This window comes from Martelella lutilitoris, assembly GCF_016598595.1.
Taxonomy (GTDB): domain Bacteria; phylum Pseudomonadota; class Alphaproteobacteria; order Rhizobiales; family Rhizobiaceae; genus Martelella; species Martelella lutilitoris_A.
The window spans coordinates 138,600-159,570 of record NZ_CP066787.1; the positions used below are offsets into that span (position 1 = coordinate 138,600).

The window sequence follows — 20,971 nt, forward strand, 5'->3', positions numbered from 1 at the left end:
CAAGCCCTGCGGCGCAGCCAGATCATCGTCGCTCCTCATTTGTGGCGTCCGTGGGTTTTGAGCGGGCCCCTCGTTGTCGCCATCCGTCGGTCATTCGCCGATATGCGCCTTCGGCCTGCTGAGCGCGGTTGCGCTCCTCCCGGCGACGTTGCGTGATGTTGTAGTCATAGCCGGCACCTTTCTGGCCGCGTCTCGGCGGATGTCCGGCGCGCAGTTCGAGGTCACGAAGTTTCTTGGCATGTAGCGAGGGGCGAACCCAGCTGTAGTCTTCACCTTTGGTCAGCAGGTGCCAGATGATTACTGCCAGCTTACGGGCAACCGCCACTGCGGCAATGTGATTGCCGCGTTTGCTCCGCACGCGCTCGTAGAAGGCACGCAACGGCCCTGGACTTCGCACGGTCTGCCAGGCCGCTTCGACAAGTAAATGGCGGGCATTTGCGCGTCCGCGTTTGGTGATCCGACCATGATGGGCGGGGCCATCACCAGATTGATGGACGCTTGGATTGAGACCGATATAGGCAACCAGCTTGTCGGGGTTGTCAAAACGCTCGATTTTGCCGATCGCCGCCATCAATCCGACAGCAACCACCATGTCGATGCCCGGGATCGTCATCAATCGTGTCACGTTCGGATCGGACAAGGCGGCGCGTGCAATGTCACGTTCCACTCCCTTCAGTGCATCGGACTGGCGGTCATATTCCTCGACGTGCCGTTCAATGGCCTCCCGCTCGTCGTCCGGTAGATACTGGGCCCGCAGCCAGATCCGCCCCTTGCCGCCGAAGAGATCGGCAAATGGGCAGGGTGGAATCAGGTTCGCGTGCAGGATCGACTGGACGATCGATTTTAGACGGGTCCGTTGCCGGACAAGTTGCGTTCGGCGCGTCACCTGACGTCGGCGAGCCAAGGCTGCCGCGTCCGGGATCCAGACCTCCGGCAGGAAGCCGGCGGCGTAGAGTTGCGCCAGGACGCGCGCGTCGATCGCGTCAGTCTTGATCTTCGCCTTGGCGATCAGATGGACCTGCAACGGATTTGCCACGGCCACCCTTGCCACGCGCGGAGCGAGAATCTCCACAACCGCGGTCGCATTGCCGGTCGCTTCCACCACGACATGATCCGACGGCAGAAGTGTTCTGGCAAAGTCTTCCAGATGCTCCCGCGTCATGCCGATCCGGCCAAGTCGCTTGGTTTCTCCATCTTCAAGGGCCACCGCTTCGGCGAAGACGCGGTGGATATCCATGCCGATGATGCGCATATCTACCTCCTTTGCTATGTCATCCCTCTTCTCAGGAACTGGCGGGCTACACGGCAACTACGGATCCGCGCTCGCAGCGCATTCGGGTAAGCCGCAGGGGCGACCATATAAAGGCTCGGGCTCGCAGCCCATGTCTTTCGCTCGGCCTGCCCGCACTCGCGTGCTCCCGACGCCCCACATCCCGAATGGTCTCACCATAGCGCCTGCCACCGAAGTGCGGCAAAGATATCGAGGCGTCAGCGTGATCATGCCAGATAAGGGCAACGTCGAGGGCCTTGTCGGTTATGCCCGGCGTAACTTCATGGTCCCCATCCCGCAGTTTGCGACCTTTGATGCGTTCAATGCCTTTCTGGAAGAACAGTGCCGCAAGCGCCAGCGCGACAGGCTGCGCGGTGAGAGCGAGACGATCGGTGAACGGCTGCAGCGTGATCTGGCTGCCATGCAGCCCTTGCCAGCGTCGCCCTTCGATGCCTGCGATCAGGCCAGTGCCAAGGTCACGGCACAGTCTCTCGTTCGCTACAAGACGAACGATTATTCCGTACCCGCCGCCTACGGTCATCAGGACGTTTGGATCCGAGGCTATGTCGATGAGGTCGTGATCGGTTGCCGCAGCGAGGTCATCGCTCGCCATCCCCGAAGCTGGGATCGGGAGGATGTCATCTTCGACCCTGTTCATTACCTGCCGCTGATCGAACAGAAGATCAATGCGCTGGATCAGGCGGCCCCTTTGCAGGGCTGGGATCTGCCGGAGGAATTCGCCACACTGTGCCGCCTGATGGAAGGCCGCATGGCAAAACATGGCAGGCGGGAATACGTGCAGGTACTTCGACTGCTGGAAAACTTCGATATGGCCGACCTGCATGCGGCGGTGAAGCAGGCCATTCATCTCGGCGCGATCGGCTTCGACGCCGTCAAACATCTGATTCTTTGCCGGGTGGAGCGCCGGCCGCCGCGACTGGATCTATCGATCTATCCCTACCTGCCGAGAGCAACCGTCGAGACGACATCGGCGAAGGCGTATATGGGCCTCCTGTCATCGGGGAAGGGAGAAGCGGCATGAGCACCGAAGCACCTGATATCCTGCTTGCCCACTACCTCAAGAGCCTGAAGCTGCCAACATTCCAACGGGAGTATCAGAAACTGGCCCGGCTTTGCGCCACCGAGGGCGTCGATCATATCGGATACCTTACCCGGCTTGCCGAACGTGAGATGATCGAACGGGATCGTCGCAAGGTCGAGCGGCGTATCAAGGCAGCCAAATTCCCGGTCGTCAAAAGTCTCGACAGTTTCGATTTTGCCGCCATCCCGAAGCTCAACAAGATGCAGGTTCTGGAACTTGCCCGCTGCGAATGGATCGAGCGTCGCGAGAACGTCATCGCTCTCGGCCCCAGTGGAACCGGCAAGACGCACATAGCGCTCGCCCTGGGCCTTGCCGCCTGCCAGAAGGGCCTGTCCGTTTGCTTCACCACAGCCGCTGCCCTGGTCAGTGAGATGATGGAAGCCCGTGACGAGCGGCGTCTCTTACGTTTCCAAAAGCAGATGGCAGGATGCAAGCTGCTGATCATCGACGAACTCGGCTTCGTGCCGCTCTCCAAGACCGGCGCAGAACTGCTGTTCGAGCTGATCTCGCAACGCTATGAACGGGGCGCCACCCTGTTCACCAGCAATCTGCCCTTTGACGAATGGACCGAAATTCTGGGTTCGGAGCGACTGACCGGCGCTCTGCTCGACCGTGTCACCCATCACGTCAACATTCTCGAAATGAACGGCGACAGCTATCGTCTCGCCCAAAGCCGCGCCCGAAAGGCCGGCTGAAACCCTTCAGAAAATCGCAACGCCGGTATGAGGCCCCCGCTCGGGCTACGCCCTCCCGCGGGCCTCATACCGGCGTCCAAAGTGGCCGACTTTTGCTCCGCCCCGTGGCCGGTTTTTACGCCGCCGTTGACAAGGGAACAGGTTCGATCGTACAAGGCCCGTCGTGTCGGCGCCGGCGAAACGAAGCGACCACGGCGCCAGAGAGCAATAGCCATGACCCCGGTGCAATGTGTCGCGCCGGGGTCGACCATGATCGTCTTGATGGCGTTTCCGCCCGGGATTACTATTCGACTATGTTCGTGCTCGCTTCGTACATCATGCGGATTGTTGCTGTTGTCACAGTGGTTCTGTCGATGACAGCCATGTCGTGGGCACAGATGTCCGGCGATGGCAGTCTCGTGCAGCACCATAAGGCGCATCAGGTCAGCGCGGATGCTACGGTTTCGATGACCGGGCACGGACCCGAGAACAAGAAGACCGGGCTGCACCACAACACGCTTTGCGCAACCGCGTGCGCCCTTGCTGGAACATTTCCAACGGCCTTGGACTTTAACTACCCACTTAGCTTAGAGCTGAAGTCTACGCCATTTAACGATATAGGCCGGCCGGCCTTCGGCCCCGAGCCGGGCCGCCGCCCTCCAAAATCCAACCCGATCCTCGCCTGAAGCTCCGCCTTGTTGGGCGGAAATGTACAGTCGCGCCTTCGCGCGCAAAGATCGGATAATTGGAATGACTATCACCTTGAACCGCCGTGGCTTTCTCACGGCGACAGCCGCACTTGCGGCATCCACTGCTTTCCCTTTTGCAAGTCAGGGCCAAGAACCTGTCCGCCGACTCGTCGCCTCCACTCGCACGATCGAGGTCAATGGAAAGACCGCCTCCGTCTATGGCATTTCCGGCCCAGATGGGCGGCAGGGGCTTACCCTCGATCCCGGCGAACGTTTCGCACTCACCCTCGAAAACAGCCTGGACGTCGAGACTATAATTCACTGGCATGGACAGCTTCCCCCCAACGCGCAGGACGGGGTCCCCGACATGCCGATGCCCAAACTCGCTAGTGGCGAAATCCGGTCCTATGATTTCGAACCTCTGGCAGGAACCCATTGGATGCACAGCCACGTGCCGATCCAGGAGATGAACCTGCTTGCCGCCCCTCTCATCGTCCGCAGCGTAGAGGACGTAGCTGAGGATCGGCAGGAGGTTGTTATGTTCCTTCACGATTTTTCCTTCAAGAACCCTGAAACGATCCTCGAAGAGATTACCAGCGGAACCGGGCATGGGGATATGAGCCACGGTTCATCGATGCCGATGGATCATGGCGGCATGGATATGGAGCGAATGGACATGAGCGACATGGAGAGCATGTCCACGATGGCCATGGACCTCAACGATTTCGATTTCGACGCGTACCTCGTCAATGATCGGACCCTGGACGATCCCGAACTCGTGCATGTCGAACGCCGAGGACGGGTTAAGCTGCGCATCATTAACGGGTCTTCGGCGACGTCCTTCTGGATCGATACCGGAGTTGATGGGCGCCTAGTAGCAGTCGATGGCCACAAGGTCGCTCCCATCACCGGACGTCGGTTCGGCCTTGCTATGGGACAGCGTCTCGACATCGACCTTGATCTGCCCACAGAGTCCCGGGCGTTCCCCATTCTGGCGCTGCGCGAAGGTGAGCGGGAACGCACCGGTCTGATCCTCGCACCGCGAGGAGCAGCAGTCCCGACGATGTCAGGAATGAGCGATACTGCTGCCCCGGCGTTCGACGTCGATTTCTCGCAAGAGGCAGCTTTACAGGCTCTCGACCCTCTGCCCGAACGGACGGTTTCCAATAGTCGGATGGTGATGCTGGAAGGGACCATGTCCCCCTATGTCTGGACCATCGACGGTCGCGGCTGGGGCGAACATGAACCGATCGTCGCCAAAAGCGGTGAGCGTGTCGAACTCACTTTCCACAACATGTCGATGATGGGCCACCCGATGCACCTGCATGGCCACGCCTTTCAAGTCGTGGGTCACGGATCGCGTCGTTTTTGGGGCGCGGTGCGCGACACAGTTTACGTGCCGCCGATGGCGAGCGTGACAATCGCCATTGATGCGGGCGAAGCGGCAAGGTGGATGCTCCATTGTCACCATATGCCTCACCTCTCAACGGGCATGATGACCGAATTCCGCGTCGAGACTTGAGCCGAAACCAGCCGGCCTCGAACAACGGGGTCGGCACTGACATTTGAGGAGATGACCATGTCATTTTTCAAGACTGCTTCGGTCGCATTGGTCGCCGCGTTGCTGGTTTCGCCACACATCGCACTGAGCCAGGAAGCCCGCCCGCTGAGCGAAGTCCTTAAGCAGACCCACGTTCACGGCCTGGCACCTGAGCTGAATTCGAGCCGTATCCTGATGGCGACGCACCACGGCTTATGGGCTGTCAATCTCGATCAGGAGACAGCACATCTGCTGGGAGACAGCCGCGACGACTTCATGGGCTTCTCGCACCACCCTGCCGATGCTGGAAGGTTTTGGGCAAGTGGCCATCCGATTACAGGTGGCAATCTCGGTGTGATCATGAGTACGGATGGTGGTGAGAACTGGACGAAAGTTGCCGAGGGTGTCGGCGGCCCCGTCGACTTCCACCAAATGACCGTTAGCCAAGCTGATCCAGACGTACTTTACGGCGTTCACCACGGCGCAAGCCTTCAGAAGAGCGACGACGGTGGGCGCAGCTGGGACGAAGTCGGGCTTCTGCCCGACGGCATTATCGATCTAGCTGCCTCCGCGATCGCGCCAAACGCTCTATTCGCGGCCACCAACACGGGACTTTTCAAGAGTGAAGATGCAGGCCGGACGTGGATTAGGAGCTATGAGAGCAGCGCCCCGGTTTCTTCGATTCACGTAGACGAGACCGGTGTCGTCGCCTTCATCCTTGGCGTCGGGATAGTCACGGCGAGCGAGAACGACCTCGCCTTTTCTGTTGTCGCCGATGGCTTTGGCGACACTTACCTGTTGCATCTGACGTCCATCGAGGAAGGGTTCGTGGCCGTGACGGATCAAAACGCCCTTGTCGTCCTGTCACCCGAAGGCGAACCGGTAAAATCGATTTTGTGACGAAGAGCATTGGGGGCGCATTGGCGCCCCCAAGGCAGGGGTCCTACCATCGAAGTTCGATCTGTCCGAACTCATCAGCGAATCGAATTCGAACCTCCCAGATCCCAGCCATGGGAAGAATGGCACTCGCTTGGTAAGCTCCTGGCCCGGCAGACAGGATCTCGACCGGGACATGTCGATTTGCCTTTGAAACCGGGACTCGCGCCTTGAGCGTTTTCAAGGATTTGCGTGAGACTGAAGTGTAACGCCTTTCACTTCAAACGAGACTCCAGGGGGCTTTTGTTACACTCAAATTGGGATTGATCGACCGGTCGATCGACCGTAATGTCGGTGTATGATTTCACCCCTCGAAGACCCCAAAATCGGCCAGGACACTGGGGACGACGGTCCACAAGAATTCCTGCGAGATCTTTTGCGCCGTAGCGGTGGAACGGTAAATGCTGAGGTGGTCGCAGAGGCACGTGAAGAATATGGTATTCCGCGCTCGACGTTATTTCGGCTCGTTGCGCGGTTTAGAAAAACGCAGCGCACCTCAAGCCTCAAACCCAAAAAACGCGGGACGCAGGAAGGCGTGACCCGTCTGGACCCGAGAACGGAGCGGGTTATTGCCGAACAAGTGGATGACTTATGGCTCAAGAAGGAAAGGCCGAGCTTTGCTGCACTATTACGACGAATCCGGGAAGTCTGCCTTGCAGAGGGCCTGTCTGCTCCGGCCCGTAGAACAGTGCAACGGAGAGTTTCGGAACTGATCCCGATTTCCGCGGCCCGCAAGCGCGGGGAACGAGAGATCGAAGCTGCATCAACGCCAAGTCCTGGCCAGTTATCTGTTGCCAAGCCGAACGCTCTTTGGCAGATCGACCACACAATCGTCGATGTCATCGTTGTCGATGAACAGTATCGTCAGCCCATCGGACGGCCAGTGCTGACAATTGCTATTGATGTTTGCACCAGAATGGTCGCCGGTTTCCATTTGTCATTGGAAGCCCCGTCCAGAACGTCTGTTGGCCTTTGCCTCCTGCACGCGGTTTACGACAAAACGGCATGGCTGGACGAGAGGGGCATTGATATTCCCTGGCCCGTCGCCGGACTACCCACGGTTCTCCATTGCGACAATGGCGCCGAATTCAGATCGCGCGCGCTCGCCGACGCTTGCAAGGAATATGGCATCAAACTGCAGTTTAGACCGCCAGCGACACCGCGCTTCGGTGGACACATCGAGCGGCTGATCGGAACGATGATGGGAGCTGTTCATCTGCTGCCAGGGACAACGTTCAGCAATGTGAAAATCAGGGGTGATTACGATTCCGAGGACCGTGCGACCTTTACATTACGCGAACTGGAAAAGTGGATCGCACTGGAAATCGTTGGGAAATACCATCAACGTATTCACGCCTCACTGTTGCGCCCTCCCCTGGCCCTATGGCGCGAACGGCAAGGTGAAGTCGATTTCGACTTGCCGCCGGACCGAATGGCGTTCTGGACCAGCTTCCTGCCAGGCGACCGGAGGCGCCTGCTGAAGGACGGCATTCACCTGGAGAAGATTCGCTACTGGTCGGACGCCCTATCACGGGATGTCGGCCGGGGTGCAGAGCTTGAGATCAAATATGATCCACGAGACCTTTCCCGGATATTCGTTCGCCAGTCGGACGGCCGGTTTGTAGAGGCGCGGTATCGAAATCTCGCCTATCCGCCGGTCTCATGGTGGGAATGGAAACACGCCAAGAAAAGGCTGCGAGACCAGGGACGGCGTGAGTTACAGGAAGACGTTATTTTTGCAGCGATCGCAAAACAGCGACAGATTGAGGACATTGCCGCATCCTCAAGCGCTAAAGCGCGCCGGAGTACCGCGCGAAGACCTGTTAAACAGGACCAAAAGGAAAGCGGCCATGTCACGACCATAGATATGACCAAACCAACTGCTTCAGGCGACGACACGGAATTTTGGGATTGATGATTGAATTCACGCATTTAGCGCCCGGCGCCGCAGCACTTGCCAACGCACCAAACGAAACACGGATTCGTGCCATTCGATCTGATCGTTGGGTCGGTTTTGATCGCGCCCGTCGTGTGTTGCGGCATCTTGATGGACTTTGCGACCATCCACCATCAACGCGTCCGCCGGGGCTTGCAATTTATGGCCATAGCGGCATGGGCAAAACTATGCTGGTGGAAAAGTTCAAACGTGATCACCCACCAGTTATTAATCACAGCACCGGTGTTGAGAGTATGCCAGTGCTGGCAATCACACTGACGTCACGACCTACGGAACGCCGAATATATGGGCAATTGCTGATGGCCATGGGAGCGAGCATCAACGAACGCCTGACGCTCATGGAACTTGAGATAAGGACCGTTCTCCTCCTGAAAAGCAATAACGTTCGCGTTCTGGTATTCGATGAGGTTCACAACCTGCTTGCGGGAACCCCGAGAGAACAGCGTGTGATCCTCCAACTGTTGCGATATCTCAGTAACGAGACCAAAGCCTCGCTCGTCTGCCTTGGTGTGTCCGAAGCCCGCGACGCGATTGCCGGCGACACTCAACTGGCACGGCGCCTGGATCAGTTTGTGCTGCCTAGATGGAATGCAAATGAGGAGTTTCAGGAACTGGTCACCGCAATTCTGCGCAGTCTACCGCTCCAACTTCCGTCCGCCTTATCGAGCCAAAGTCTGCGACACCTCTCCCGTCTCGGCGACGGCATAACGGCACGTGTGTTTGGGATACTCAACGAACTCGCAATTGAAGCCATTCAGGATGGCACAGAGCGGATCACCGATGAAAACATTGAATCCTGGAAGCCTTCCTTGGAAAAAGAAGCGGCATTCGCCTAGCCGACAAAACGTTACACTTCAATTGAGACTTTTCGGGCTTGAGTCTCAATTGAAGTGTAACGTTTTGGTATAAACTGACCGAGTCTCAGTTTGGAGTGCAAATCGATAGCCGCTGCCAGAACGCCAGCCCCGGCGAGACTCAACGCAATCTGCGGGTTTAGGCGGCTGAGCATCTTATGTAGATCCGAGGTCATCAGCATGAGCAACACCAGCGTGATGCAAGCATAAGCAGCGGACCCGAGTTGGAACGTCAGTGCGGAGGCAGTTCGCGTCGCCCTACGTGTGATGATCATGTTCAGCGCATAAGCGACTGCGGCAGCGACTGGCAGAAAAACTGTTAGACCAAAGGTTGCAAAATTTGGTCGCAGGATCAGAAGAACACCTAACATCCCGATTCCGATCGCAGCATAGCGATGCGGTCCGGGTTTTTCTCCGAGCAGAAATCCTGCGAGAAGTGTTAAGAGCAACGGCTCAACGAAAAAAATTGCGATAGCCGTCGCAATGGGCATGGTTTTGAAGGCTGTAATCAGGCTCAGGCTGATAACCGAAACACATTGGCCTGAGAGAAACGACCATATCGAGAAAGGACGCCCTGAGAGGCGATGACGCATCAGCATAAAAGCCCCAGCTAGAAAGCCAGCCTGCACAAGGGCTCGGACCGCCGCAATCTGTGACGGTGGCAGAGCGCTCGTCAGGGATTTTGTGATGGCATCCCCTGCCGGTAGAAGAAGCATTGCAAGTGACATGGTGATCATGCCGAGCAGAGGGGGGTAGGACTGGCGCAGCGGCGCCTGAACGATAACAGACATCTCGAACTCCTTCGCCGTAGCTTTGCTACGGCTCAAGATCCGGGCGTGCAGGACTGAATGATGAAAGTGCTTCGCGACGCCATCGCAAGCAGACAGTCTGCCTAAGGGAGATAAGAGGCCACTGTCAACGGCGTGAGCGGCATATCTTATCTTCTGGTTGACACGACGCGGCCTCTGGCCATGTCTGAACGGGGCGGTTGTTGTTCATGACCGACCTCTTCCCTGTTGGACTGGCCGGCGACCCGGATGTCGCCGGCCTTTTTCTAAATCAAACTGCTGCCCTTGCTGCGGCCTTTGCGCCATTCCTTCCAGAATGCGCTGACCAGTACAAAGAGGACGCCTGCGACGATGAGGGGCTGAGCTACTCCCCATCTCTTGGACAGGATCTGGCGTAAATTAAGCTACTCGTTGCACCTGCTGATCGGGTTGGTTGATATCATTTCTCTGCCAGTAGACCAGCGCCGGGGGCTGGCCGCCCAAGGCTGAATGCGGGCGCTGGCCGGGTTCTCCGTGGGGCGGTGGCGAGGTTGCCCGCTACATGCCCCCCACACGGTGGCCGCAACGTCGCGGAGGCAGGGTCCTGACCCGTCAAAGGCTAAGATTGAAACCGGACCACACAAAAGGGCATGCCAATGTGAATCCCCGACAGGCTTCGTGAAACAAGGCCATTTCGAGACGCCTCCCGCTTAAAGGCACTCAGCCGAGAACCGCATGATGGATGGGGCTGCGCCCTTACTTGCGGCTGCTAGGTCAATGCTCCTGGGGGATGTCTCCGTCTGGCACCGTAAACTTAACACCCGATAGGCTCTGGTTTGCCCGGTTGCTCGACTTGTCGACTAAATCCGAGCGATTTCCGCCCATATGCTCATGGCTGAGGCGCGCAGTTCGCGATGGTGGCTGGTGGAAATGTCGTGGCGAGGGATGTGGAAGAGGTTGGCGATCGGATCGTGAATGGAAACGAAGCGTTGGAGATGTCGCTTTGACTTGAAGCGCTTCATGATCCGCTCTCGCCGTCGGACTGGCTGGTGGGAATTCTCCGCCCGATTGTTCAGGCCCTTATGCGAGCGGTGCTCGACGCCGTGCATGATTTTCTGCTTTGCGGCTGCATAGGAGCGAAGCTTGTCGGTGATCATCACGCGCGGCGATCGTCCCTGGCCTTTCAAAAGCTTGCGCATCAGGCGCTTGGCCGCCTTGGTGTCGCGGCGGCTTTGCACCAGGACCTCCAGGACGAAACCGTCCTGATCCACGGCGCGCCATAGCCAATGCTTCTTGCCCCGGATCGAGATAACGGCCTCATCTAGGTGCCACTTATCACCAAGCCGCCCGGATGACCGGCGACGGATCTCGTTGGCGAAGGTCCGGCCAAACTTCTCCGCCCACAGTCTGTCGGTCTGATGCGAGACAATGATGCCACGCGCCGCCAACAAATCCTCTACCATCCGCAGGCTCAGGGGAAAGCGGAAATAGAGCCACACCGCATGGGCGATGATTTCGGGTGGAAAACGATGGCGGCGGTAAAGAGGATCTCGGTCAGTCATGGCCGAGCATCCCACATTCAGGTCCAAGCTTCGTTAAGTTGACGATGCCCTCCTGAGCCTTCGGCGTGGCATCCGACGTTCTACTGTGATAGGAATGTGACATGAACAACACGAGGTTTTTGGGCGGGCTCGTAGAGCGACTGCAGAGAATGGGGATCAGCGCGGACACGCTGCGTGCCACCGGCGCGCTGCTTTGGCGTAGCGTTCTGCTTGGAACCGCACTCTATCTGCTTCTCGGCAAGGATCCTGAAGCCAACCTCAAGCTCAACGGCGTATCCTACATTGTTGCCCTCGTCTGGTCCTACTATGATGGCATGTTCGCCAGACGGGTTTGGTCGATGGCGTTCGTGGAGGCGATCTTCCTGCATCTGCTGGGGATCCAGGTCGGTAACCTGCTCGCGGCGATCTTTGGCAATCCGCTACTCGGCACATGACAGGCGGCGGCGGAAGACAGTTCCACGCGCCTCACCGCTCGTTGACCCGCATCAGGACGCTGCACGAACGGTCGCGCGGTGAAGGCGGCGCATCGCGGCATGAGAAGTGGTCCCTTGTGGAGGTGGACGGGGAACGTAGGGTTCTCTTCGAGGCTCACAGCCCCGATAAAGGCGGCGTTTCGCCGCCCCTCGAACAACGCCTCATGACCTTGCAGGAGGCGCTCCGCGGACCGCGGACGGTCGCACGGCAAATCTGGTTGGCACTCGAAGACTGACCCACGACCCGCACTCGGCGTCGCAAGAGTTGACGCGTGCCTCATTCCCCGCGTTGCGGGGGAATGGCTAGGACGTCGATCTGTGCCGTCCTGAGCACCTGCTCCGTTACGCTGCCGATGAGCATCTTGGCCAGTCCGCTTCGGCCATGCGTCGACATCACGATCAGGTCCGCCTGCTCTTCTCCGGCCGCTTTCAGGATTTCGTGCGGCGCTGGCGTCGCCTCGTAGCGCACGATCTGTCTCGGATGGCCCAGACCTGCCGAGGAGAGGAAGCGAACAAGATTGAGGGAAGCATCGCGCTGTTCTTCCTCGAGGTAGTGCTTCTGATCGTCCTTCGGAATCGAATGACTGAAGACAAGACGGAGCGCAGGAGCATCAAAGATATGGAGCAACGACGTCCGGGATTGGTCGGCAAGCCCCAGCTCTTGGAATCGCAGCAACGCGTCGCGGGAGCTGTCGGACAGGTCGGTTGTCTGCAGCACATGGCGATAATGTCCGACGGGCGTGGCATTCACGATCAGGACCGGGCAATCCACCGACCGGATCGTCCTCTCCGCCGTTGTGCCGACGAACACGTCCCTGAGCACCTGGCGTCGATGCGGGCCGATGACGAGAAGGTCGGGCGTCACGTCCTTCACGGCTTGGGCGATGCCGACAAATGGGGACGCGAGTATGACCCGCGTCTCGGTGGTCACACCGTCCACGTCGCTCAGTGTGGCGGCCATCTGGCGAAGAAGCGTCGTGGCCTCGTCGCGCTCAGCGTCCACGATCCGGCGCGGCTGATCGTCGTCGACCACATGAACGAGCAGGATGGCGGATTCGAATTGACGGGCCAGGAGGGTGGCACGCCGCAGCGCCCGATCCGACCGTTCCGAAAAGTCCGTCGCCACCATGATTGTCTTCATCGTTTCCGGTCCCGGGCCGTGGCCTCTCATTTGCGAGCGACACGCTGCGACGCATCAAGCTCTGTCTGAATCAAATCATCTGTTCTATACTACGCTATATTAAGCCAAACCCGGTGAAAAGGCGTTCAACATGCCACGCGAGCAATATCAGACCGTCAAGGAGATTGCAGATCTTCTGAAGGTCAACGAGGCCACGGTCAGACGCTGGATCAAGGACGGCGAGCTTCGGGCGATCGATATCGGTAAGGGATGGCGAATCGGCGGGGATGACCTTGATGCCTTTATCGAAGGTCACGCGACGCGGCCCGCTGCCAGGCCAAATGGGGACGCGAATACTGCCCCGGACTTGACCGAAGCAAAGAACACGAAGGAACAGAAGAATTGATGGAAGTTATTGTTCAGTCGCCGTTTGCGGAGATTGCTGCACTGCTCGTGCTGGCGGCGGTGATCGGGTTCTTGGGGATTATTTTGCGCCAGCCGCTTATCGTCAGCTTCATCGCCGTTGGCCTGATCGCGGGGCCCTCGGCGCTGGACCTGGTGCGGTCCGACGAGCAGATCAGCCTTCTTTCGGAACTCGGGATCGCGGTGCTGCTGTTCCTCGTCGGCATCAAGCTCGACGTGAAGCTTATTCGCTCCCTGGGGGCGGTCTCGCTTCTGACCGGCCTCGGCCAGGTCGCGTTCACGTCGATCTTCGGCTACCTGATCGGGCTCGCGCTTGGACTTGGTCATATCACCAGCCTTTATATCGCCGTGGCACTCACCTTCTCCTCGACCATCATCATCGTGAAGCTCTTGTCGGACAAGCGCGAGATCGACAGCCTGCACGGCCAGATCGCGCTTGGTTTTCTCATCGTGCAGGACCTCGTTGTCGTGCTGGCAATGATCGTGCTCTCGACCATCGGCATCGGTGCGGCAGGTGACGGCGGGCATGGCGGCGGGTCTGTCTCACTAGTGCTGGCCTCAGGCGTCGCGATGGTGGCGCTGGTGGTGCTCTTCGTGCGCTACGTCGCCAATCCGCTGACCGAGCGGCTGGCCCGGGCACCCGAACTTCTGGTGATCTTCGCCATCGCCATGGCCGCGATGTTCGCAGCGGTGGGCGACATCGTGGGTCTCGGCAAGGAGGTGGGCGGCCTGCTGGCCGGCGTCGCGCTTGCCTCGACGCCCTACCGGGAGACCATCGCAGCGCGCCTCGCGCCGCTGCGGGACTTCCTGCTGCTGTTCTTCTTCATCGCGCTCGGCTCTGCGCTCGATCTTTCGCTTCTTGGTGCGCATGTCAGCGGGGCCATTGTCTTTTCGCTCTTCGTGCTTATCGGCAACCCGCTCATCGTGCTCACGATCATGGGGGCGATGGGCTACCGCAAGCGTACGGGCTTCCTCGCAGGTCTGACCGTGGCGCAGATCAGCGAGTTTTCCCTGATCTTCGTCGCTATGGGCGTGTCGCTCGGCCATGTGCAGGAAGACGCGCTCGGGCTCGTCACCATGGTCGGTCTCGTGACCATTGCGGCCTCGACCTACATGATCACCTATTCGCACCAGCTCTACGCCGTCTTTGAGCCGCTGCTCGGCTTCTTCGAGCGCCAGGGCACACCGCGCGAGCCGTCGGAAGCCGGGGCGCACCGCGAGGACGGCTTCAAGGTGATCGTCTTCGGACTGGGGCGTTTCGGCACTGCCATTGGGATGCGCCTGAAGAAGCGGGGTATTCGGGTGCTTGGGGTGGATTTCAACCCGCTCGCGGTCCGGCGCTGGCGGGAACTTGGGCTCGAGACCGAGTTCGGCGATGCCACTGACCCGGAGTTCGTGGCCGAGCTTCCTCTGTCGCGGGCGGAATGGATCGTCTCAACCGTGCCGATTCACCCGACCGGCCTCAGCCACGAGGACACGCGCACGACGCTGATCCAGCTCACGCGCACTTCTGGTTTCCGCGGGCGCGTGGCCGTCGCGTCTCATCACCCCAAGGACACCGAGGAACTCTTCGCCTCCGGCGCGGACATGGTGCTGGAGCCGTTCCAGGACGCGGCCGACCGCGCCGTCGATTTGCTATGTGGCGCGCCTGAGGAAGAGCGGACCGAGATCCCGTCCATCGAAACGGAAGAGGCTCAAGGGGCATCATGATCGTGGCTGTGGTGGAATAAGAACCTTCTGCCAAAAAACGTCGTGAGTTTTACTGTGCTTTGATGGCATCAGCAGAATGAAGCCGCTAACGAATTCCTAGGCAGTGTGGACGGATTTTATGAGGTTGAACGCTGTAGCGATTGACACGATGGCTGAGAAGTTGCGTTTGGTTTTCTCACAGCGCAGAGCCACCCGTTTGAAGCGCTTGAGCTTTCCCACAGCCTGCTCGATGCGGGCGCGACCTCGGTAGATGGCCTTGGCAAAGCGGGCAGGTTTGCCTTTCTCGTTGGCTTTATGCGGGATCACCGGAATGGCACCGCGAGAACGGGCTGCGTTTCGGTTAGCCTTGCTGGCATACCCCTTATCCGCGACAACCGCGCGGGGTGTTACGTCGGGACCGAGGTCCAACAGGATCCGGAAATGCGGAGCATCGCCTTTTTCTCCGCCGGTCAGATCGAATGCGATTGGCAGGCCGTCGAAATCCGTCTTCAGATGGATCTTGGTCGTGAAACCGCCGCGTGACCGGCCGAGCGCCTGACCTTTCTGCCCCCCTTTGCGCCAGCAGCCGAAAACATGAGCGCGGAGGATTGTGGAATCAAACATCTGAACCAGACTGGCCGTGGAGGACAGAGAGGCCAGATGTTCGAAGAAGAGATCGAAGGTGCCGCCCTTGCTCAGTCGGTCGAACCGTTTCCAGACGCTATTCCATTTGCCGAAGCGCTCCGGCAGGGCGCGCCAAGTGATATTGTGAACCGCGAAATAATGCAGGGCCTCCAGAAAAAGTCGGTCATCCCGGCCTTTGTCGCCCCTGCGGGGCAGTGACGCCCGGAAAACCTCAAGCGCGACATCCCAGTCGTCTTCTGTCATCTTCGTGCTCATGCCGACCTCCAATCAGTCGACATCCCATGAATCAGACAAAGCTCAGCAGGGAAATCTCATTTCTTCAAACTGCGGCAATCCGTCCACACCGCCTAGATGTGGAGCCTCAAGAGGTTGTCTCGATCCATCCTTCATCTTGGCGTTCATAATCAACTGTGCCGTTCCGTACGGGCGCGACGATCGACATGAACGGACCCGACAGCCTCAGGGTAAAGCCGTCATCGCTCCAGCGCGTCTGGAGGCTGGCCGGATTGTCCAGTTCGGGGCCGTAGACGGGAAACACGAGAAAATCGTCGCGGCCCGTATCGGCCAGACGATTGTCAAAGTGAGTCGATGCATACGCCCCGGCTGGCGCGTTCTGAAGCTCAAGACCGTGGACTGCCCGAACTACCCTGCCCTCCGGGCCGCAGGGGATAGAGCCGATGTGAATCTCGGAGTAGTCCACCCCGTCGCGATGACGATGGTCATGCAGCACAATACCGAAATCGTTGCGGCCCTCATAACCACGCCGCACGAACACCGCCTGGCCTGCCATTTGCCCGTCGGCCTGCGACACCGAACTTCCGCTGATCGTGCCCTGCCACGTCCCCACAAGCTGGCCGCGGGTCAGCACGTCATAGGCGTCCTCATAGGGCGCGTTTGGATCGACGGTCCGCGCTCTGGCCTGCGGGACGAATGCGAGGGCCGGCAGGACGAGCGCACAAATGAGCGCGCACCGCATCAACCACGGCATCGCCGTCCGATAGCCTACCATGCTTTCCCCCTCTTCCAGAGCGCCGATACCGGGGCGCCCGAAAATTCCCGCCTCAATCGGCCTTGCGCAATGCGGTATCGAAAGTGCCCTCAATGGGCAGGCAGTCGCTTGTGTCGGCGTCCGCAAACATCCCATCCCTGCGGCAGACGACAGCCGAAAAACTGCCCTGAGCGGCGGCAGCCCCGTCTTCCAGAGAAATCGCATCAAAGACGATCTCGGGGGCCGTTCCGCTATCCTCACTGAGATAGAAGGGCTCGCTCATCCCGTCCGGCCACCAGGAAACGGACACATCCATGATGGAGGCCGACGCGTCACTGCCCATCAGCGAGACCTCGACAGACAGAACGTTGCGCATGATGCTTTCAGCTTGAGGATCGTGCGCCTGGATGGAGAGAGACGTTACCGGGCCAAAGGATCGGAATTCGGCCGTCGTTGTTCCCTCGGATGGAACGTCGAGCGTTTCGCCTGCATAGGGTGTGCCATCGATGGTGGCATTGACCGCGCCGACCGGCGTTCTTGCGATTTGAGCCAGCGCAGGTTGCGCCAGGCACAGGGTGAGTCCGAATGCAGCCAGGATCGGCGCTTGATCCAGTTTCATTGAAGAAGTCCTTTTATGCACTTACGGGTACGACCAGCCGTCGTGTTCGATGCGGAAAATGCGCAGCGGCGCGTCGGGCCGGGTGGTGTCTCCGCGCAGGCGGAAGACGGCCGTGTGCGTCTGGCCGAAATTCTCGACCTCGACATTGATCGTGATCATGCCCCGAAACATGGGCTGACCAGGGTCAGGCACCGGCTCGGAAACCCTGCCCTGGAAATCCTGCGCGCCAATGAGCAGGTCCGCGCCGGGCGGGCGGGATCGCAGCGCCTCCCTGAATTCGGTGGAGAAAAATACATCGGGCGCCGCCGGATCGCGATGGCTCACCCCCCGAGCAGGGTCATCATAGGCATAAAGCGCCGCAACGAGCCCACGCGCGTGTTCGATCAGTTCGTCGCTTGACCACGCGTGAGGACCGGTCGTGGGGGCGGGAAGGATCTTTTCGACATCCACCACCTCCTCAGGTTCATCATACGCTCCGCCATTCCCGAAAAGGACGTCATCATCGAAATCGGCGATCAGGTAGCGTTGCGCCACCCAGCCTGCCTTGCTCAAATCGGCTGAACGCATCAGGCACCAACTCGGCGGAAGGGAGTCGATCTCCGCGTTGGTCATCACCGAAAAATGCGCCATTGTGTAAAACGGAACGCAGGTGATCTGCTGCAGGCCCCGCTCGTCATGCGCGAAGGTTTCGATAACGGGATAGTTGGTGCCGGGTCCCATGCGAGCATTGAGCACATCGTTGGCCCCAACGTCTATGACCCGCCACGCGTCGGGACCGTGGCCGTCGATCTGGGCGTGAGCAACTGAAGCAAAGAAGCAAAGCGCCATGGCAACGGTCGCCATAGCAAGTCCGCGAGATTGTCTACCCCCAGGCATGGTTATTCCACCTCCACGATGGCGCGGCCGAGAACGGCCTGCCCGCTGATATCGAGATACCGGACCTCATAGCGGCCCGGTTCGTCCGGCATGGACAATTCGAGTGTGGTTTCCTCGCCGATACGATGGGCTTCGATCCAACTGAAATCGGCCTGATCGGCCCGGGCGAGCGAAACACGCTGGTCGGCGCTGTCGGCACCACCGGACCAGGAAACGGTGATGGTCTCGCTGGGGCGGGCCTGGACAGGAACGACCAGACCCACACCGTCATCGAGCGGAGCGTCAGCCCCGACGACTTCCAGCATGCGGCTGGAAACCGTGCGGTCGCCTTCTTGCAGAACATATCTGATCTCGTAAAGGCCGGGCTCGGCAGGTGCGTTCATGTCACCCTCTAGGTCAGTCCTGACGCGGATATAGTCCTGATAAGTGCCCTCATCGGCTCCGGCCGAGACGATGGTGATATAGTCCTGGGGGTGAATAGCCATAGACCAGCTGATGCGCAGCGGTGATTGTGCACGCGCCATGTCCGGAGCGTCCAGGGCAACCTCCGCCGCGACGACCTCCACAGGCCTTGAAGCCAGGGTCCTCGATCCCTCGTCCAGCACATAACGGACCTCGTAGAGACCGGGTTCGGCCGGGGCGGTCAGACTGTTTTCCGTGTCGTCACGCACGCGCTGGTAATTGGTATAGCTCCCGTCATCGGCGCCAGCAGGAACGATGGTGACGTAGTCCTGCCGATGGACCGAGGATGACCAGGAAACAGTGAATCTGGCTCCCGTCGTGACCTCATCGGGTGCAGATATGGTGACTTCGGCCTCGACCACCTCCACCGGGGCGGAGCCCAGCACACGTGTGCCCTCGTCCAGGAGATAGCGCACCTCGTAAAGGCCCGGATCTGCTGGAGCGATGAGGCTCGCTTCTGTTTCGTCCCGTACGCGCTGGTAGTCACCATAGGTGGTGTCATCCGCCCCAACGGGAACGATGGTGACATAATCCTGCGGATCGATCGCAGACGACCACGAAACGGTGAAGCTGGCACCGGTGAGCACTGTAGCGGGCACTTCAAGCTCGATCTCGGCATCGGCCTGCTGTTCCGGTTCGGGTTCAGGCTCCGTCACGGGCTCGGGCGGGGAGAGCGGCTGAAGGTCCACCACATTTTGCACATGAGCCAGCGCATCACGCAGCTCATCGGCATCTTGTGCGGGCACAAACACCCCGCCCGTGTTTTCCGCAATACAGGCAAGGCCGGCATGTTCTTCTTCGGTCAGATCAAAGCCGACCACATGGGCGGTGAAGTTGACGCCTTGCTGCGCCAGTTCCGCCGACAGCGCACAAGGATCGGCCTGGCAGGTTTCCAGTCCATCCGAAATCAGGATCACGGTAGCCTGCGTGTCGCGATACGAAAGAAGTTCGGCGGCCTGACGAACCGATTCGGTGAGCGGCGTGCGCCCGCGCGGTGTCACCTCGTTGACTGCCGAAATGAAGGCCGGCTGGTCCGGCGGGGACGGTACAATCAGGGTCTCGATGTCGGAGCAGTCTGCTTCGCGCCGGTGCCCATAGGCCATGAGCCCCACATTGGCCCCTTCGGGCCAGGTCGCGATGAGGTCACTCATGACATCGCGCGCGATCTCGACCTTGGAGACGCCGTCGATCTGCCCCCACATCGAACCTGAGCCATCATAAACGACCATCACATCCTCGGCGACCGCGATGGACGGCGTGCAGGCCGCGGCGAGCGTCAGCAACAAGACGGCAAAGGGTCTCATGATCAACTTCCTCGTATTGTTTCCCATCAGGCAAGTTCGGCGCTGGCATCTGGCCGTGCCCGCTCGCCGAAGGCACGCGCCTTGAGCTCGCGGAACTTGCCCGACATCTGCTCGAGCCGCGCATCCCATTCGGGATCGGGCCGCTGGCCTTCGATGGACTTGAAATAGACCTGCATCAGGCAGGTGATGGCGAAGGGTTCCAAAACTGCGGCCTTGACGGCCCAGGCGAACAAAAGCGCGAACACGAACCCGCCAGCCGACCATGCGCCCGGCATCAGGTAGACGATCAGCGCCGCGGGCGCGAGCATCACCAGAAAAACGACAAAGCTCAGGAGATAAACGATGATGGCCAGCCAGGCGGCGTTCTTGAGCATCACCTTGTAGTTCTGCCCATAGAGCACCAGCGCGTCCTTGGCCGAACCGCACGGATTGGTCGAGCCGGTTCTGATGGCGTAGGCCAGGATCACCTCGTCGATGAACCCGACCGCTACCCTCAGGAAGGCATGCAGGATGCCGGTCAATTGCCGGGCGCCGGGTATCGGCAATATGGTCAGAATACCCCGGACCAGCCCCGTGATCGCCCGCAACACGCCTTTGATGAGCTGGTCGACGGCGAATAGCACGCTGGCCTGCGCGAACCGCTCCGTCACGACGACTCTGCCATGCCCGACCTGCGAGCGCCCCGCGGGCATTGGCTTGCCGTCCATCAACTCGACCAGCACGGCAATATGCCCCGCCTTGACGATGTAGAGGATGTATTCGCGCGCCCAGTACATGACGGCTCCGACAATACCGAAGCCGATCAGGCCGCCCCAGAAGGTCGAACCGGCCTGAAAACCGGCATCGCCCAAAGCACCAACGCCAAATCCGATTCCCGCGCCAGCGCCGGTCACAAGAATATAGGCCAGCGTGATCCCGAAATAGACCGCCATCCTGAGCACGACGAAAGGCAGGGTCTGCATCATCAGACCCATCGCCCTGCCAACACTAAAATCCCACATGCACCCTCCGGTTACGCCCG

Annotated in this window: 20 protein-coding genes and 1 pseudogene; 10 read left to right on the forward strand and 11 right to left on the reverse strand. The window is 59.6% G+C overall.

Annotation, left to right across the window (positions count from 1 at the left end):
* Positions 1 to 22: 22 nt before the first annotated feature.
* Complete coding sequence (locus JET14_RS21410; RefSeq protein WP_018065785.1) at positions 23 to 1,252, reverse strand: IS110 family transposase; 1,230 nt, start codon at positions 1,250 to 1,252, stop codon at positions 23 to 25.
* Positions 1,253 to 1,505: 253 nt separating this feature from the next.
* Between JET14_RS21410 and JET14_RS21415 the strand changes: the two are divergent.
* The 7 genes and pseudogenes from JET14_RS21415 to JET14_RS21445 form a co-directional block, all read left to right on the forward strand.
* A pseudogene (locus JET14_RS21415) lies at positions 1,506 to 2,312 on the forward strand (Mu transposase domain-containing protein); the annotation flags it as partial.
* Positions 2,309 to 3,067, forward strand: coding sequence for an IS21-like element helper ATPase IstB (gene istB, locus JET14_RS21420; protein ID WP_026173652.1), 759 nt, complete (start codon positions 2,309 to 2,311; stop codon positions 3,065 to 3,067). The pseudogene JET14_RS21415 and the gene istB, both read left to right, overlap by 4 nt.
* Positions 3,068 to 3,360: 293 nt before the next feature.
* Positions 3,361 to 3,732, forward strand: coding sequence for a hypothetical protein (locus tag JET14_RS21425; protein WP_200338217.1), 372 nt, complete (start codon positions 3,361 to 3,363; stop codon positions 3,730 to 3,732).
* A gap of 64 nt (positions 3,733 to 3,796) precedes the next feature.
* Complete coding sequence (locus JET14_RS21430; RefSeq protein ID WP_018065782.1) at positions 3,797 to 5,257, forward strand: multicopper oxidase family protein; 1,461 nt, start codon at positions 3,797 to 3,799, stop codon at positions 5,255 to 5,257.
* Positions 5,258 to 5,314: 57 nt separating this feature from the next.
* Positions 5,315 to 6,175, forward strand: a complete 861-nt coding sequence (locus tag JET14_RS21435) for a F510_1955 family glycosylhydrolase (RefSeq protein ID WP_200338218.1) — start codon at positions 5,315 to 5,317, stop codon at positions 6,173 to 6,175.
* A gap of 334 nt (positions 6,176 to 6,509) precedes the next feature.
* Positions 6,510 to 8,126, forward strand: coding sequence for a Mu transposase C-terminal domain-containing protein (locus JET14_RS21440; RefSeq protein WP_200338219.1), 1,617 nt, complete (start codon positions 6,510 to 6,512; stop codon positions 8,124 to 8,126).
* Positions 8,126 to 9,004, forward strand: a complete 879-nt coding sequence (locus tag JET14_RS21445; protein WP_246750655.1) for a TniB family NTP-binding protein — start codon at positions 8,126 to 8,128, stop codon at positions 9,002 to 9,004. Before JET14_RS21440 ends, JET14_RS21445 begins: the two co-directional genes overlap by 1 nt.
* A gap of 11 nt (positions 9,005 to 9,015) precedes the next feature.
* Here the strand turns inward: JET14_RS21445 and JET14_RS21450 are convergent, their stop codons facing one another.
* From JET14_RS21450 to JET14_RS21460, 3 genes are all read right to left on the reverse strand, one after another.
* Entirely contained in the window at positions 9,016 to 9,813 is a 798-nt protein-coding gene (locus tag JET14_RS21450; RefSeq protein ID WP_200338221.1) for a DMT family transporter, read from the reverse strand.
* A 263-nt stretch (positions 9,814 to 10,076) separates the two neighbouring features.
* The gene (locus JET14_RS23000) at positions 10,077 to 10,199 is read right to left on the reverse strand and encodes a putative transporter small subunit (protein WP_210342054.1); all 123 of its coding nucleotides are present in this window, start codon (positions 10,197 to 10,199) and stop codon (positions 10,077 to 10,079) included.
* Between the two features lie 450 nt (positions 10,200 to 10,649).
* On the reverse strand, positions 10,650 to 11,351 hold the full coding sequence (locus JET14_RS21460; RefSeq protein WP_200338300.1) for an IS6 family transposase: 702 nt from the start codon (positions 11,349 to 11,351) through the stop codon (positions 10,650 to 10,652).
* A 101-nt stretch (positions 11,352 to 11,452) separates the two neighbouring features.
* Between JET14_RS21460 and JET14_RS21465 the strand changes: the two genes are divergently transcribed.
* Entirely contained in the window at positions 11,453 to 11,785 is a 333-nt protein-coding gene (locus JET14_RS21465; RefSeq protein WP_200338223.1) for a hypothetical protein, read from the forward strand.
* A gap of 316 nt (positions 11,786 to 12,101) precedes the next feature.
* Here the strand turns inward: JET14_RS21465 and JET14_RS21470 are convergent, their stop codons facing one another.
* Entirely contained in the window at positions 12,102 to 12,965 is an 864-nt protein-coding gene (locus JET14_RS21470) for a universal stress protein (protein ID WP_200338224.1), read from the reverse strand.
* A 130-nt stretch (positions 12,966 to 13,095) separates the two neighbouring features.
* Between JET14_RS21470 and JET14_RS21475 the strand changes: the two genes are divergently transcribed.
* On the forward strand, positions 13,096 to 13,350 hold the full coding sequence (locus JET14_RS21475; protein ID WP_200338225.1) for a helix-turn-helix domain-containing protein: 255 nt from the start codon (positions 13,096 to 13,098) through the stop codon (positions 13,348 to 13,350).
* On the forward strand, positions 13,350 to 15,077 hold the full coding sequence (locus tag JET14_RS21480; protein WP_246750656.1) for a cation:proton antiporter: 1,728 nt from the start codon (positions 13,350 to 13,352) through the stop codon (positions 15,075 to 15,077). The genes JET14_RS21475 and JET14_RS21480 overlap by 1 nt, the downstream gene beginning before the upstream one ends.
* Before the next feature lie 96 nt (positions 15,078 to 15,173).
* Here JET14_RS21480 and JET14_RS21485 read toward each other — a convergent pair whose 3' ends face one another.
* The 6 genes from JET14_RS21485 to JET14_RS21510 form a co-directional block, all read right to left on the reverse strand.
* Positions 15,174 to 15,956 (reverse strand): IS5 family transposase, encoded by a 783-nt coding sequence (locus JET14_RS21485; RefSeq protein WP_200338227.1) that lies wholly within the window; start codon positions 15,954 to 15,956, stop codon positions 15,174 to 15,176.
* 106 nt (positions 15,957 to 16,062) lie between these two features.
* Positions 16,063 to 16,710: a hypothetical protein gene (locus JET14_RS21490; protein ID WP_200338228.1), complete on the reverse strand. Its 648-nt coding sequence runs from the start codon at positions 16,708 to 16,710 to the stop codon at positions 16,063 to 16,065.
* Between the two features lie 52 nt (positions 16,711 to 16,762).
* The gene (locus JET14_RS21495) at positions 16,763 to 17,329 is read right to left on the reverse strand and encodes a hypothetical protein (RefSeq protein ID WP_200338229.1); all 567 of its coding nucleotides are present in this window, start codon (positions 17,327 to 17,329) and stop codon (positions 16,763 to 16,765) included.
* A complete protein-coding gene (locus JET14_RS21500) occupies positions 17,330 to 18,151 on the reverse strand; it encodes a hypothetical protein (protein WP_200338230.1) in 822 nt (273 codons plus the stop codon).
* Between the two features lie 35 nt (positions 18,152 to 18,186).
* On the reverse strand, positions 18,187 to 19,950 hold the full coding sequence (locus JET14_RS21505) for a vWA domain-containing protein (RefSeq protein WP_200338231.1): 1,764 nt from the start codon (positions 19,948 to 19,950) through the stop codon (positions 18,187 to 18,189).
* Positions 19,951 to 19,976: 26 nt separating this feature from the next.
* Positions 19,977 to 20,951 (reverse strand): hypothetical protein, encoded by a 975-nt coding sequence (locus JET14_RS21510; RefSeq protein ID WP_200338232.1) that lies wholly within the window; start codon positions 20,949 to 20,951, stop codon positions 19,977 to 19,979.
* Positions 20,952 to 20,971 lie beyond the last annotated feature (20 nt).

Bases quoted from the DNA above. Each gene is read 5' to 3' on its own strand.
- JET14_RS21435 (WP_200338218.1), top strand. From the start codon at position 5,315: ATGTCATTTTTCAAGACTGCTTCGGTCGCATTGGTCGCCGCGTTGCTG.
- JET14_RS21480 (WP_246750656.1), top strand. From the start codon at position 13,350: ATGGAAGTTATTGTTCAGTCGCCGTTTGCGGAGATTGCTGCACTGCTC.
- JET14_RS21490 (WP_200338228.1), bottom strand. From the start codon at position 16,710: ATGGTAGGCTATCGGACGGCGATGCCGTGGTTGATGCGGTGCGCGCTC.
- JET14_RS21485 (WP_200338227.1), bottom strand. From the start codon at position 15,956: ATGAGCACGAAGATGACAGAAGACGACTGGGATGTCGCGCTTGAGGTT.
- JET14_RS21475 (WP_200338225.1), top strand. From the start codon at position 13,096: ATGCCACGCGAGCAATATCAGACCGTCAAGGAGATTGCAGATCTTCTG.
- JET14_RS21465 (WP_200338223.1), top strand. From the start codon at position 11,453: ATGAACAACACGAGGTTTTTGGGCGGGCTCGTAGAGCGACTGCAGAGA.
- JET14_RS21430 (WP_018065782.1), top strand. From the start codon at position 3,797: ATGACTATCACCTTGAACCGCCGTGGCTTTCTCACGGCGACAGCCGCA.
- JET14_RS21440 (WP_200338219.1), top strand. From the start codon at position 6,510: ATGATTTCACCCCTCGAAGACCCCAAAATCGGCCAGGACACTGGGGAC.
- JET14_RS21445 (WP_246750655.1), top strand. From the start codon at position 8,126: ATGATTGAATTCACGCATTTAGCGCCCGGCGCCGCAGCACTTGCCAAC.
- JET14_RS21500 (WP_200338230.1), bottom strand. From the start codon at position 18,151: ATGGCGACCGTTGCCATGGCGCTTTGCTTCTTTGCTTCAGTTGCTCAC.
- JET14_RS21450 (WP_200338221.1), bottom strand. From the start codon at position 9,813: ATGTCTGTTATCGTTCAGGCGCCGCTGCGCCAGTCCTACCCCCCTCTG.
- JET14_RS21425 (WP_200338217.1), top strand. From the start codon at position 3,361: ATGTTCGTGCTCGCTTCGTACATCATGCGGATTGTTGCTGTTGTCACA.
- JET14_RS21510 (WP_200338232.1), bottom strand. From the start codon at position 20,951: ATGTGGGATTTTAGTGTTGGCAGGGCGATGGGTCTGATGATGCAGACC.
- JET14_RS21505 (WP_200338231.1), bottom strand. From the start codon at position 19,950: ATGAGACCCTTTGCCGTCTTGTTGCTGACGCTCGCCGCGGCCTGCACG.
- istB (WP_026173652.1), top strand. From the start codon at position 2,309: ATGAGCACCGAAGCACCTGATATCCTGCTTGCCCACTACCTCAAGAGC.
- JET14_RS21470 (WP_200338224.1), bottom strand. From the start codon at position 12,965: ATGAAGACAATCATGGTGGCGACGGACTTTTCGGAACGGTCGGATCGG.
- JET14_RS21460 (WP_200338300.1), bottom strand. From the start codon at position 11,351: ATGACTGACCGAGATCCTCTTTACCGCCGCCATCGTTTTCCACCCGAA.
- JET14_RS21410 (WP_018065785.1), bottom strand. From the start codon at position 1,252: ATGCGCATCATCGGCATGGATATCCACCGCGTCTTCGCCGAAGCGGTG.